13 protein-coding genes are annotated in these 13,209 nt (G+C 42.9%); all 13 read right to left on the reverse strand.

Annotation, left to right across the window (positions count from 1 at the left end; all coding sequences use genetic code 11):
- Window positions 1-401 precede the first annotated feature (401 nt).
- Window positions 402-1,895: a lysine--tRNA ligase gene (gene lysS / locus ASU00_RS20615; RefSeq protein WP_161809764.1), complete on the reverse strand. Its 1,494-nt coding sequence runs from the start codon at window positions 1,893-1,895 to the stop codon at window positions 402-404.
- Window positions 1,896-2,088: 193 nt separating this feature from the next.
- Window positions 2,089-3,087, reverse strand: a complete 999-nt coding sequence (gene dusB, locus ASU00_RS20620) for a tRNA dihydrouridine synthase DusB (RefSeq protein ID WP_057915344.1) — start codon at window positions 3,085-3,087, stop codon at window positions 2,089-2,091.
- Window positions 3,088-3,109: 22 nt separating this feature from the next.
- Window positions 3,110-3,322 carry a helix-turn-helix domain-containing protein gene (locus tag ASU00_RS20625; protein ID WP_057915345.1) on the reverse strand — a complete coding sequence of 71 codons (213 nt, stop codon included), beginning with the start codon at window positions 3,320-3,322 and terminating at the stop codon, window positions 3,110-3,112.
- The gene (gene folK / locus ASU00_RS20630; RefSeq protein ID WP_057915346.1) at window positions 3,274-3,801 is read right to left on the reverse strand and encodes a 2-amino-4-hydroxy-6-hydroxymethyldihydropteridine diphosphokinase; all 528 of its coding nucleotides are present in this window, start codon (window positions 3,799-3,801) and stop codon (window positions 3,274-3,276) included. The genes ASU00_RS20625 and folK overlap by 49 nt, the downstream gene beginning before the upstream one ends.
- A gap of 2 nt (window positions 3,802-3,803) precedes the next feature.
- Window positions 3,804-4,163, reverse strand: coding sequence for a dihydroneopterin aldolase (gene folB, locus ASU00_RS20635; protein ID WP_057915347.1), 360 nt, complete (start codon window positions 4,161-4,163; stop codon window positions 3,804-3,806).
- 1 nt (window position 4,164) lies between these two features.
- Entirely contained in the window at window positions 4,165-5,001 is an 837-nt protein-coding gene (gene folP, locus ASU00_RS20640) for a dihydropteroate synthase (protein ID WP_057915348.1), read from the reverse strand.
- A gap of 156 nt (window positions 5,002-5,157) precedes the next feature.
- Entirely contained in the window at window positions 5,158-6,084 is a 927-nt protein-coding gene (gene cysK / locus ASU00_RS20645; RefSeq protein WP_057915349.1) for a cysteine synthase A, read from the reverse strand.
- Between the two features lie 129 nt (window positions 6,085-6,213).
- The gene (locus tag ASU00_RS20650) at window positions 6,214-7,110 is read right to left on the reverse strand and encodes a peptidyl-prolyl cis-trans isomerase (protein WP_057915350.1); all 897 of its coding nucleotides are present in this window, start codon (window positions 7,108-7,110) and stop codon (window positions 6,214-6,216) included.
- 18 nt (window positions 7,111-7,128) lie between these two features.
- Window positions 7,129-8,010 (reverse strand): Hsp33 family molecular chaperone HslO, encoded by an 882-nt coding sequence (hslO, locus tag ASU00_RS20655; RefSeq protein ID WP_057915351.1) that lies wholly within the window; start codon window positions 8,008-8,010, stop codon window positions 7,129-7,131.
- 36 nt (window positions 8,011-8,046) lie between these two features.
- A complete protein-coding gene (locus ASU00_RS20660) occupies window positions 8,047-8,826 on the reverse strand; it encodes a type III pantothenate kinase (protein ID WP_057915352.1) in 780 nt (259 codons plus the stop codon).
- Window positions 8,827-9,007: 181 nt separating this feature from the next.
- On the reverse strand, window positions 9,008-11,068 hold the full coding sequence (gene ftsH, locus ASU00_RS20665) for an ATP-dependent zinc metalloprotease FtsH (protein ID WP_082630534.1): 2,061 nt from the start codon (window positions 11,066-11,068) through the stop codon (window positions 9,008-9,010).
- Between the two features lie 117 nt (window positions 11,069-11,185).
- Window positions 11,186-11,725 carry a hypoxanthine phosphoribosyltransferase gene (gene hpt, locus ASU00_RS20670; protein ID WP_057915393.1) on the reverse strand — a complete coding sequence of 180 codons (540 nt, stop codon included), beginning with the start codon at window positions 11,723-11,725 and terminating at the stop codon, window positions 11,186-11,188.
- Between the two features lie 32 nt (window positions 11,726-11,757).
- Window positions 11,758-13,152, reverse strand: a complete 1,395-nt coding sequence (tilS, locus tag ASU00_RS20675) for a tRNA lysidine(34) synthetase TilS (RefSeq protein WP_057915353.1) — start codon at window positions 13,150-13,152, stop codon at window positions 11,758-11,760.
- Window positions 13,153-13,209: the final 57 nt, after the last annotated feature.

Below are 13,209 nucleotides of genomic sequence, written 5' to 3' on the forward strand. Positions count from 1 at the left end.
TTTTAATAGTGTGTGCTCACTTAAAATTTAACGTTGGCGCTTTGTTTTGTTCAGTTTTCAAAGAGCAATGTCTTTCGAAACAGCTTATTTATAATAACATTTTTCATTACATCAAGTCAACAACTTTTTAAAACTTTTTTAAAGTTTGTCATTCGTTTGCAACTCGTTCGTAACGACAGATATAAATATAACACCATTACGTTAACTGTGCAATAGCTTTTATTAAGTTTTTTCGAAATAATAATGTTTTTCTTTTTTACCGTGGAAATCCAATCATTTAAATGTTACGAAACTATAATTGAAAAACAAAAACCGAATTGAAACGGCCGAAATCCAGAGGCTAACCCCAATGGATTCCAGCTTTCCAATTCGGTCCTGAAATCATTATCTCATCTTGCCTATTAGCGATGTCTCATTAATGGGAATAACAGAACGTCACGTATGGAAGGTGAGTTGGTCAATAACATAACGAGACGGTCCACACCTATTCCCAATCCACCAGTTGGCGGCATTCCGTACTCTAAAGCTTCCAGGAAATCCTCATCCATTTCATGAGCTTCATCATTTCCTTGCTCGCGCTCTTTCAATTGAGCTTCAAAGCGTTGACGTTGATCAATAGGGTCATTAAGTTCCGTGAAGGCATTTGCATGCTCCCTGCCCACTATGAACAACTCGAAACGATCAGTGAAACGGGCATCTTCAGGATTTTTCTTTGCTAGTGGGGAAATTTCCACCGGATGTCCATAGATGAACGTAGGCTGAATTAACTTGTCTTCCACCTTCTGTTCAAAAAACTCATTCACGATATGACCGAACTCCATGGAGTCCTTGATTTCAATTCCGTTCTCTTTAGCGAGCTGCCGCGCTTCTTCTTTACTCATGTGAGCCCAGAAGTCAACACCTGTATATTCCTTTACAGCGTCGACCATGTGAAGTCGTTTCCATTCTGGTTTTAACTCGATCTCATATTCTCCATACTGGATGGTAGTGGTACCAAGAACCTCTTGAGCTATATGGGCAATCAAGTTCTCCGTTAAACTCATGATATCCTTGTAATCGGCATACGCCTCATATAATTCAATCAATGTAAATTCCGGATTATGCCTTGTTGATACTCCTTCGTTACGGAAAACCCGGCCAATTTCATAAACTTTCTCTAAACCGCCGACAATTAAGCGTTTCAAATGAAGTTCAATGGCAATCCTTAAATTCAAAGGCATATCCAACGCGTTATGATGAGTAAGGAAAGGACGAGCAGCAGCCCCGCCAGCAACAGAGTGCAACAACGGCGTTTCCACTTCCAGGTAACCATGATCATCCAAATATCTTCTCATGGATTGCACGATACGACTGCGCATGATCAATGTGTTTTTACTTTCCTCATTCGTGATTAAATCAACATAACGCTTCCGGTAACGCTCTTCAACATCCTTAAGACCATGAAATTTATCAGGTAGCGGACGAAGTGCTTTTGAAAGGAATACATAGTCATTCGCTTTAATGGAAAGTTCGCCAACCTTCGTCTTGAAAATGACACCAGTAATCCCAACTATATCGCCAAGATCGGTTTGGTTAAAAATTTGGTAAGCTTGTTCACCTATTTTATCTAAGCGAACGTAGATTTGGATTTGGCCGCTAATATCCTGGATGTGGGCAAATCCCGCTTTCCCTTTTCCACGCTTGGTCATGACACGGCCAGCGATGGTAACCTCGATTTCTTTTTCCTCAAGAGCTTCTTTTTCCAATTCACCATAAGCACGAACTAACTCCTGTGTGCTATGCGTGCGCTCGAACCTGCTCCCGAAAGGGTCTTGTCCATTATCAATCATAGTCTGCATTTTATCGCGTCTTACTTGCAATTGATCATTCAATTCTTCATGACTCACGAAAATCATCTCCATCTTTATTAATAAAGGCTTTATATAATTAATCAAAACTTCTTTTGCATACGTATTTATTCTTACATAAAGTACAGGAATTCAACAGCTTTTTATCTTAAAAACTTCTTTATGTATATATAAAAACTGCCAGGTTTACTGGCAGTTTAAGATATGCGTATTATAGGAAAACAGGAAGGCGAAGTCAACATCAGACCATTTGGATGTTCATTTCCTTCGCTTCAATATCATCGACCATTCCATAAAGGAGTCTCACGACATCTTCTCTTGTTTCACAATCATTAATCCCTTTACGAGCCTTAGCATTCCCTTTAACACCTTTTAAATACCAAGAAGCATGCTTACGCATTTCACGAACAGCGACGAATTCATTTTTCAGTGCAATCAGACGATCCATGTGAAGTACGCAAACATCCATCTTCTCACGAACTGTAGGTTCATCCATCAATTGACCGGTTTCCAAATACTTCACGGTCCGGTAAATCATCCACGGGTTACCTAGAGCTGCACGGCCAATCATGACACCGTCAACCCCGGTTTCCTTCAACATACGTTCAGCATCCTGTGGCGTTTCAACATCTCCATTCCCGATAAGGGGAATATTGAGCGATTTCTTCACTTCGCGAATGATGTCCCAGTTAGCTTTTCCTTCATACATTTGAACCCGGGTCCTTCCATGCATGGAAACGGCTTTACCACCCGCGCGTTCGACCGCCTGTGCATTTTCAATCGCAAACACATGCTCTTCATCCCAGCCTATGCGCATTTTAACGGTTACTGGCTTGTCTACGGCATCCACAACAGCGGAAACCATCTCATAAATTTTATTCGGGTCGAGAAGCCACTTCGCCCCTGCATCACATTTCGTGATTTTCGGGACAGGGCATCCCATATTGATATCAATGATGTCGGCGTTTGTATTCTTATCGACGAATCGAGCCGCTTCCACCAATGATTTCTTTTCCCCGCCAAAGATTTGCAAGCTTAACGGCTTTTCTCTTTCATCTATATAAAGCATATTCATCGTTCTAGCATTTTGAAGTACGATTCCCTTGTCACTGACCATCTCCGCACAAACCAGCCCAGCACCAAACTCTTTGACGGTCAGGCGGAATGCCGAGTTACAAACCCCTGCCATCGGTGCTAGCACTACCGGGTTCTTCATTTCTATATCGCCTATTTTTAACACGTGTGACCTCCTATAACGTCTTTCATTTATCCTCAGGTGGTTGAAGCTCCTCGATGGAAACGTGAAGGGTCTCCGCCACTTCCAGTAAAAAAGCCTCTGAAGGGTTGCGGTTCCCTCTTTCAACTTCCCCTAGCAAGGAAACGGAAACGCCTATTTCTCTCGCAAAGCCTTCCTGTGTATAACCCTTTAGCTTTCGAAAAGCGCGAATGCGCCTTCCCCATTTTTCACCTTCCATAATCGAACTCCTTCTTTATCCGGAATCTGTTCAAGCAAGTCGCTCAAAGGTGCATGCATGTGCGGAAGCACGATATCAGGGTCCACTTCCATTAATGGCACGATGACAAACGCCCTCTCGTGCATACGAGGGTGCGGGACCGAAAGGATCTCTGTCTCAATATTTTCAAGATTATATAATAAAATGTCAAGGTCCAAAGTACGAGGACCCCATCTTATTTCCCTTTTTCTTCCTAACTCTTGCTCAATTTGCATACAAACGCGAAGTAACTCCTCTGGTTGCAAGTCGGTTTTCACCTTTAGGACAGCGTTTAAAAAACAGTCCTGATCGGCATATCCTACCGGATCCGTTTCATAAAAAGAAGAGCATGCAGCCAACGTGATATGCGGATTATCAGTAAATAATTGGAAGGCTTTTCGGAAAGTTTCAAGCCGATCACCTAGGTTCGATCCAATTGAAAGGTAAGCGATATTTCCCACAATCAGCGCCCTCTCACGATTTCTATAGCTACCGAGTCATAGTGCCCGGCTATAGGGGGATCGGGTTTGTACACCTTGACCGTACAATTATTGATTGAAGGATATGCACGAAGCAGTTCAGAAGCAATCTTTTCAGCAACAGCCTCCACTAGCTTAAAAGGTTTCCCTTCGACCACACCTTTACACACTTCATATAACTCACCATAATTAATCGAGTCCTCAAGCTCGTCGCTCTGTCCAGCTTTGGATAAATCAGTCTCGACGATCAGATCCACTTTAAACCGCTGTCCAAGCTTCGTTTCTTCAGGGAAAACACCGTGGTACCCATAAAACTCCATTTTGTTGACAAATATCTTATCCATCTCATTCACCTTTTCCTATAAGGGCATCCATCATCTTTGCAGTTCGCGCCATTTCCTTAACATCATGCACCCGAACCATTTGACAGCCTTGTTGAATTCCATGACAGATCGTAGCGGCGGTGCCTTCCATCCGCTCACCAGGAGGCAAATCGAGAACATGCCCGATCATCGACTTTCTGGAAGTCGCAAGCAACACTGGATAGCCTATTGCTACAAGCTTATCAAGATTCCTCATCATTTCCAAATTAAGCTTTAAGTCTTTTGCAAACCCGATGCCTGGATCGAGGATGATGTTTTCTTCCTTGACTCCAGCACGCTTTACAGTCATGATGCTTTCGAATAGATCCTGAAGGACATCCCGGACGAAATGACCATACTCCATATTATCCCTATTATGCATCAAAATGATCGGCACACCAAATTCCGCTGCAACGTTCGCCATCAAAGAATCGGCTTTGCCTCCCCAAATATCATTTAAAATATGGGCTCCTGCCTTTACAGCTTCTTTCGCTACCTTTGATTTATACGTATCGATCGAGATTGGGATTTCAATATTCCGGGAAATTGCCTCTATGATCGGAGCGACCCTTTCTATTTCCTCCTCATCCGATATCCTCTCATAGTTAGGGCGGGTGGACTCTCCACCTATGTCCAGGATATCCGCCCCGTCCTTCACCATCCGTTCCGCATGCTTCAAAGCAGCATCTACCCGATTATATTTCCCGCCATCCGAGAACGAATCGGGTGTTACATTCAAAATTCCCATAATTAACGTTTTCTTGCTGTAATCCAATTCAAATGAACCGCATGTAAGTTTTGAAGCTTCAGCTAATGACATCCAACGTTCTCCTTCGCCTAAAGTATATTACGAGTTTACCGAAATACCAGCGCTTAGTGCAAGCTATCCGCGAAGATCGGGAAGGACTCGTAGTCTTTTTTAAAAAAAAAGAAGAGCAAAGCCCCCGAGGGACTTTGCTCTCATTCATCGCATCTATTATTCAAAATTATATAGTGGTGTACTTAAGTATCGTTCACCATTGCTCGGGATGATAGCTAGGACTTTTTTGCCTTTCCCCAGCTTTTCAGCCACTTTAATGGCCGCAGCAATGGCACCTCCCGAAGAAATCCCACCAAGAATCCCTTCTTCTTTAGCTGCACGACGAGCATAATCGAATGATTCATCGGTATTGACTTGAATGATTTCGTCATAGAGGTCTGTATTTAAAATACTCGGGACGAATCCTGCTCCGATTCCTTGAATTTTATGCGGTCCTGGATTTCCACCAGATAATACAGGAGAATCCTCAGGCTCGACGGCGTAAATTTTAATGTCAGGATATTTCTCACGCAGAACTTCACCAGCACCTGTAATCGTTCCGCCAGTACCGATCCCGGCTACGAAAGCATCCAGGCCATCATCACCAAAAGCTTCGACGATTTCAGGACCAGTTGTGTTACGATGAACTTCAGGATTAGCTTTATTCTCGAATTGTTGCGGAATGAAGTAACCCTTTTCTTTAGAAAGCTCAGTTGCCTTGGCAATGGCCCCCTTCATTCCTTCAGGTCCAGGCGTAAGAACTAATTCCGCTCCATAAGCACGAAGTAAATTACGTCGTTCCAGACTCATCGTCTCCGGCATGACAAGGATTGATTTATAGCCCTTCGCGGCCGCTACCATCGCAAGGCCGATACCTGTGTTTCCGCTAGTAGGTTCAATAATCGTATCTCCCGGCTTAAGGTTGCCATTCTTTTCTGCTGCTTCGATCATCGCAAGGGCGATACGGTCTTTTACACTACTGCCCGGATTGAAGTACTCAAGTTTTAAATAAATATCTGCACCGTTTTCAGGTTGAAGCTTGTTTAACTTCACGATAGGTGTTTGACCAATTAAATCGATTACAGAATTAGCTATACGTGCCATTTTCTCCACTCCCCACATTTTTAATACCGAGTATCTTTATTGGTTTTATAATTTTAAAGTTACCAGTTTCATTAGTTCATTGTCAATGATTATCTATTATATTCTAAATTTTCTCACATATCATTTGACCTACTTTTCTTCCTTCAACTCATAAAACCATTCTACATCAAAATCATCCCAAAAAATCTTTCCGGATACCGGTGCCTGAATCTGTTCAAGAGCTATTTGGCGGCGTATCTTTTCTTTAACTTCATCGTATTTATATTGCTTACCTTCAATTTTTTCATGCAAATAGAGAACGGCCCAGCCATCTTCCGTTTTGACCGGCCCACTCCACTTATTCACCTTTAGGTTTTTTGCTGTTGAAATGTATTCCTTAGGAACCTGCTCGTTATCTTGAGATATATATCCCATGTCGCCCCCCTGATTGGCCGTGAATTCATCCATGGATTTTTCCATCGCCAAAACCTCAAAGGAAACGCCTTTCGCCAACTCGTCCCGGATTCTTTCCGCCTGCTTATTCGTGGACGTGGTAATATGGGATAAATGATACGTGGTGGGAATTCGATAGAGATCCTTATTATCATCATAATACTTCTCCATGACGGTCCCGGAAACAGAGACATCCTTGGTGAGCAGCTTCTCGAGCAGTAGGCTCGACTGAACTTCCTGCCTTAGTTGAGCGGTGCTTTTATTAACAGTCTGGCCGGCAGTCCCATACATCGTCTTCATCATTTTAAGTTCACGATCGACCTCTTTATCCGAAATCTTCACTTTGTATTTTTCTGCTGCCTGCTTGACTACCTCTTTATCGACCATTTCCTCAAGTACGTCTTCTCCATATCTCTTTTCGAGCTCATTAATCCATGCTTCCCGGGAAATATCCTTAGAACCAACCTTGGCGGCCGTTTCCTCTCCGATTACGGATTTAGAGATGATTAATGGCTTTATGACAAAGATAATGATAGTCAAAAGGTTCAAAAAGGCAAGGCCAGCAATAATCGCCCGAAGCTTTTGTTTAGGCAAAACCTTTTCCTCCGTCAATTATTTTTGTGTTTCTGCTTCAAGTTCTTCAAGATCTTCTTTCGAGAATTGGTAGGTTTCATTACAAAAATGGCATTGCGCCTCTGCTTGCCCCTCTGTCTCGATAATATCACGAATCTCTGCTTGTCCAAGGCTAATCAATGCATTGGCAATTCTCTCCCTTGAACATTGACAAGAAAATTCGACATCCATTTTTTCTAATATGTTCACATCGCCCTCACCTAAAATTTCCGTTAGGATCTCTTCCGGTGTCAAACCTCTTTGAATCATTTTAGAGACAGGCTCGATTGTGCTTAAGCGACTCTCAATTTTGGAAATCGTCTCGTCGGATGTACCCGGCAGCAATTGGATGATGAATCCACCCGCCGCAAGAATCGAATTATCAGGATTCACCAGGACCCCTACCCCCACTGAAGATGGCACCTGTTCAGAAGTGGCAAAATAATAGGTAAAATCCTCACCTAATTCGCCAGACACAATTGGCACTTGCCCTGAAAAGTTATCCCGAAGACCGATATCCTTGACGACCGTCAGCAACCCTTCCGTTCCGACCGCTCTCCTGACATCAAGCTTTCCGTGTTCATTCAAATCAAAATGAGTTTGCGGGTGCGTAACATATCCACGAACTTCTCCCTTTGCATTGCTATCAACAAGGATCGACCCGATCGGACCTCCGCCCTCTATTTTAATCGTGAGTTTTTCTTCACCTTTTAGCATGCTGCCCATCATCACGCCGGCCGTCATGGCACGACCAAGGGCTGCCGAGGCAGTTGGCCATGTATAATGACGCCTTTGTGCATCTCCTACAGTATCCGTTGTTGAAACGGCATATGCGCGAACCTGTCCCTCATAGCCTAACGCCTTCACTAGATAATCCTTCATTTAAAGTGCTCCTTCCATGTTGTGCAAATATATTCTTTATTTCTTCACTTGTTCACGATTACGTTTATAGATCATCTGTAATCCCTTCAAGGTCAAAAATGGTTCAACGACATCAATTACAGTAGACTCATTAGCAATCAAGGTTGCCAGTCCGCCTGTTGCGATTACCGTTGGTTCCAGATTACTTTGCTCCTTTATTCGGTTGACGATTCCTTCGACCTGTCCAACATATCCATATAATATCCCAGCTTGCATGGCCGATACCGTGTTCTTGCCAATGATGCCGTCAGGCCGGCTAATTTCTATCCTTGGAAGCTTGGCAGCTTTCGAGTAGAGCGCTTCTGTTGAAATGTTAATACCAGGAGCAATCGCCCCTCCCATGTATTGTTTATCCTCGTTTATATAGCAATATGTCGTTGCCGTGCCAAAATCCACGATAATAAGAGGGCTACCATACTCCTGAATGCCTGCAACAGCATTAACGATTCGGTCCGCACCCACTTCACGGGGATTTTCATATTTAATATTCAAACCGGTTTTTATTCCTGGTCCCACTATTAGCGGTTTTACGCCAAAGTATTTCTTGCACATACGTTCTAGCGCAAACATGATTGGCGGAACTACCGAAGAAATTATAATTCCATCGAATTGATCAAACGTAAGGCCTTCATGCTGCAGCAAAGACTTTATGACCATTCCATATTCATCTTCCGTCTTATGGCGGCTAGTCTCGATTCGCCAATGATATTTTAAAATATCTTCATCGTATACGCCTAATACTATATTCGTATTTCCAACATCCAATACAAAAATCATCGTTTCATCACTCCGGTAAATTATTCTCCAACATCATACCACACTGTTATTTCACACGCTATTAGCCACGCTTTTCTAAAGCCAATAATATTCCAATCCCGTTTCTTAAGTTTAAACAATTCATTTAAGGGTTAAGAAAAGGGTATTTCCGAGGCGGAAATACCCTTTTCTGTTAGTCGCATTAAGACTTTTTATTGTCATCTTCGTTCGGGAAGGAAAGCGGCTTATCTTGAGGTGTCCCTTCATTGATTGGAGGAGTATTCAGTCCTTCCTCCGTTATTTCAAGGTCCTCAGGTCCTCTCTTATCCAATGGATCTAAAAGGGCCTCTTTTTCTTCCTTCTTCGTATTGATGTTCACCTTAACATTCTCATCGGTGGTTAAGTTCCCATTCAAAGCGGTATAATCGCGTTCTGGCAATTTACCGTTATGGAATAAACCTTGGATTTGAGCTGCATCAAGTGTTTCCACTTCAAGCAAGGTTTTAGCAACCAAATCAAGTTTTTCACGATTTTCAGTAAGGATCTTCTTACATCTTTCGTACGCTTCTCTGATGATACGTTGAATTTCAAGATCAATTTCATATGCGATTGCATCCGAATAGTTTTGATCATTGTTGAAATCGCGGCCTAGGAAGACCTGACCTTGAGAATTACCGAATTGAAGAGGTCCAAGCTTACTCATGCCATATTCCATAACCATGCTGCGAGCTATGCCCGTTGCACGCTGGAAGTCATTATGCGCCCCTGTACTCACTTCACCGAATGTAACCTCTTCGGCTACACGGCCACCTAAAAGTCCTACGATTTTATCTTTCAGTTCAGGCTCCGTCATGAAGAAACGATCTTCTTTCGGCAGCATTACTGCATAACCACCAGCTTGACCGCGAGGGACAATCGTAACTTTATGAACGATTTCCGCATCATCCAAAACCAACCCGATTATCGTATGGCCTGCTTCATGCCATGCTACGATATTTCGTTCCTTTTTGGAGATGACACGGTTTTTCTTGGCAGGACCGGCAATAACGCGATCCGAAGCTTCATCCAAATCGGACATGTCGATCTTCTTCTTATCTTGACGGGCAGCCACAAGTGCCGCTTCATTCAGTAAGTTTTCTAGATCTGCTCCCGAAAACCCTGGTGTACGCTGGGCGATCGCTTTCAAATCGACGGTTTCTGCCAAAGGTTTATTGCGTGCATGCACTTTCAGAACTTCTTCACGGCCCTTGACATCCGGGCGACCGACCGTAATTTGACGGTCAAAACGTCCTGGACGCAATAATGCCGGATCCAAAACATCTGCACGGTTAGTCGCAGCTATGATGATGATGCCTTCATTGCCGCCAAACCCGTCCATTTCAACGAGCAATTGGTTCAGTGTTTGTTCACGTTCATCGTGACCGCCACCAAGACCTGCGCCACGTTGACGTCCCACTGCATCAATTTCATCGATGAAGATGATACATGGTGCATTTTTCTTAGCATTCTCAAATAAATCACGAACACGGGATGCACCTACACCCACGAACATCTCAACGAAGTCAGAACCGCTGATTGAGAAGAAAGGAGTTCCTGCTTCACCAGCCACTGCCCGTGCAAGTAACGTTTTACCTGTACCAGGAGGACCAACCAAGAGCACCCCTTTAGGGATACGTGCGCCAAGCTCGGCAAATTTGCGAGGATCTTTCAAGAATTCGACGACCTCGACAAGCTCCTGCTTTTCTTCATCCGCTCCGGCTACATCATTGAAGCGTACTTTTTTCTTATCATCATTATACAGTTTCGCCTTACTTTTCCCGAAATTCATGACGCGGCCACCGCCGCCGCCTTGAGCTTGGTTAAGTAAAAAGAAGAAGAGGATAAAAATGATTACAAATGGAATGATGGAAGTGAAAAATGTCACCCAGCCACTTGTCTTTTCTGGAGGTTCGACATTGATGATGTCTTTATCCAGCTTATCTACAGCGTCATTGATCCGGCTTTGCGAATACTCACTGAATGGCACGTAAGTCACGAAGTTCTTGTTATCCTTGTAACCTTTGAGCTTCCCAGTGATTTCAAAGACACTGCTTTCAGGCTGCATCGTAAGTGATGTAACGTCCCCACTCTCCAAATGCTTATAGAATTCATCTTGGGTCATTTTTACGTTTGGTTCATTGTTATTATTAAAGATGCTTACAATCCCAATGATGACCAAAAAGATCAGTAAATAAAATATCGTATTACGGAAGATCCGATTCATCCCTTACCTCCTCCCACGGGTAAACAAACTATAGTAAATACTATCATACAAAATTAAGGAATTACAATAATTTAACACCGCTGTTTTAATCTGGTCTTAGCTTTCAAACAGGTACGATCAATTCGAGTAAATTTCAGGCTTCAATATGCCAATATACGGGAGATTGCGATATTTTTCTGCAAAATCGAGGCCGTATCCGACAACAAATGCATCCGGAACGATGAATCCGGCATAATCGGGGGAAATGTCCACTTTCCGACCAGTTGGTTTATCCAATAAAGTAACGATTTTAATTGATTTTGCTTTTCTATAACGGAACAGCTCCGCAAGATAGCTTAGTGTCAAACCGCTGTCGATGATATCTTCGATGATTAAAATGTCCCGGCCTTCCACTGATGCATCAAGATCCTTGATGATTTTGACTTCACCGGTAGATACCGTTGAGTTACCATAGCTTGAAACATCCATGAAGTCCATTTCAAGATGTGTATCCACTCGTTTCAGCAAGTCTGACATAAATGGCATCGCGCCTTTCAGCACTCCGATAGCCAAGGGGAACTTACCTTGGTAATCAGCCTCAAGCTGTGCACCCAGTTCCCTGATTTTTTGTTGAAGTTCTTCCTCTGTAATTAACACTTTTTCAATGTCGTTTTGCATGGTCATTGTAATTGATTGCCCCCCATGAAGAATTAAGCTTTTTTATATTCTAAGTAGATTAAAGATGTTTCATCAGATAACATATCCGGCTCAACATCCGATTTCTTTAAACCGGGAAGCCAAATGGCCGTCCCCGCCTGATCGATGATGACCGGCCACACATTTCTTTCCTGCATCGGGATTTTTTCATTGATGAAAATATCCTTCAACTTTTTCGTGCCGCCCAATCCCTTGACTGCCATTCGTTCACCTTCCTTCCTTGTTCGGACGGTAAGTGGAAACTGTACAGCGGATTCAGGAAGTATAAAAGAACGATTTCCCCTAAGAGCCGGAATTTCTTCTTTTATATAGTGCGCTTTAATCTTATATCCATTCGGAAGAATAGTCTCACCGGGAATTTGTAATTTAAGGGAATATTCTTGGCTTTTTTGGCGAAAAAATCGAAAGGTACAGGTTTGATATGATTTTTCCGCAATCAAGCCCTCCGGAAGATGCAATTCTGCAGAAGGTTGAGGATTAAAAAACAATACTAAAAGTTGGTCAATATGTAATGCTGAAAGCGATGAAGGTCTCTCCAAATAAAGATAGTTTAATATTAGTTGAATCGCTCTTCTTTGTAAAGGTTTAGGCATCGCGAGAACCTTATCAATCTTAATGACTGCTTGATCTTCATCCTGCTGGATCCAAACCTTCGACATTTCACTTGAAACCAGGTCCAAAAAAAACGCCTCATCTTGATAAAGCTCTTCGCTGAACCGTTGGAAGTGCTCATGAACCTTTCCATTTTCCTGCTTTAAAAATGGCAGGACTTCGTGTCTAAATCGATTCCTGACATAGTCATTTTGGTCATTGCTCGGGTCAAATCTTGGAGCGATATTACGAAGGTCGGCATACTCCATGATTTGCGACTTGGTGATTTCAAGAAAAGGCCTGATCAGCTGGCCGGTATGAAAGCGCCGCTTAATGGGAATCCCTGCCCGCGCCTTTCCCGTCGCCCCTCTTGTTAAACGCATGAGCATCGTTTCGACTTGATCATCTCCATGATGCCCCAGTACAAGTGTGGAAGCCTGGTGCTTATCCATCATTTCTTCATAGAAAGCAAACCGTAACTTTCTTGCCGTTATTTGTGAGCTTTCCCCTGTATGCTTCATCCTAGCAGGAACATCAATCCGTTTCCCTTCAAAAGCGATGCCCCATCGAGCGCATATTTGCTCGACATATTGATAATCTTCATATGATTCTTCACCACGGAACATATGGTCAACACTGGCAACGAGCATCTCATATTGAAAAAGTGGTTGTATTTCCTTCAAGATGTGGAGCAGCACCATTGAGTCCGGCCCTCCGGAAACACCTATAAGCAATTTCGTTTTTTCCTCGATCAATCCGTTTCTATAGATGGTGTTCAAAACTTTTTCTTTTAACATACAATCTTCCTTCTTCATGGACAGGTAATGGTTAATACGTTTCAAAACATGAAACGG

The sequence above is a fragment of the Peribacillus muralis genome, assembly GCF_001439925.1.
In the GTDB taxonomy this organism is placed as follows: Bacteria; Bacillota; Bacilli; order Bacillales; family DSM-1321; genus Peribacillus; species Peribacillus muralis.

What these genes read in the sequence shown, in the direction of transcription:
- lysS (WP_161809764.1), bottom strand. Translation starts at nt 1,895, where the DNA reads ATGATTTTCGTGAGTCATGAAGAATTGAATGATCAATTGCAAGTAAGA.
- ftsH (WP_082630534.1), bottom strand. Translation starts at nt 11,068, where the DNA reads ATGAATCGGATCTTCCGTAATACGATATTTTATTTACTGATCTTTTTG.
- cysK (WP_057915349.1), bottom strand. Translation starts at nt 6,084, where the DNA reads ATGGCACGTATAGCTAATTCTGTAATCGATTTAATTGGTCAAACACCT.
- ASU00_RS20625 (WP_057915345.1), bottom strand. Translation starts at nt 3,322, where the DNA reads ATGGAAGGTGAAAAATGGGGAAGGCGCATTCGCGCTTTTCGAAAGCTA.
- hpt (WP_057915393.1), bottom strand. Translation starts at nt 11,725, where the DNA reads ATGCAAAACGACATTGAAAAAGTGTTAATTACAGAGGAAGAACTTCAA.
- hslO (WP_057915351.1), bottom strand. Translation starts at nt 8,010, where the DNA reads ATGAAGGATTATCTAGTGAAGGCGTTAGGCTATGAGGGACAGGTTCGC.
- folB (WP_057915347.1), bottom strand. Translation starts at nt 4,163, where the DNA reads ATGGATAAGATATTTGTCAACAAAATGGAGTTTTATGGGTACCACGGT.
- tilS (WP_057915353.1), bottom strand. Translation starts at nt 13,152, where the DNA reads ATGTTAAAAGAAAAAGTTTTGAACACCATCTATAGAAACGGATTGATC.
- folP (WP_057915348.1), bottom strand. Translation starts at nt 5,001, where the DNA reads ATGTCATTAGCTGAAGCTTCAAAACTTACATGCGGTTCATTTGAATTG.
- ASU00_RS20660 (WP_057915352.1), bottom strand. Translation starts at nt 8,826, where the DNA reads ATGATTTTTGTATTGGATGTTGGAAATACGAATATAGTATTAGGCGTA.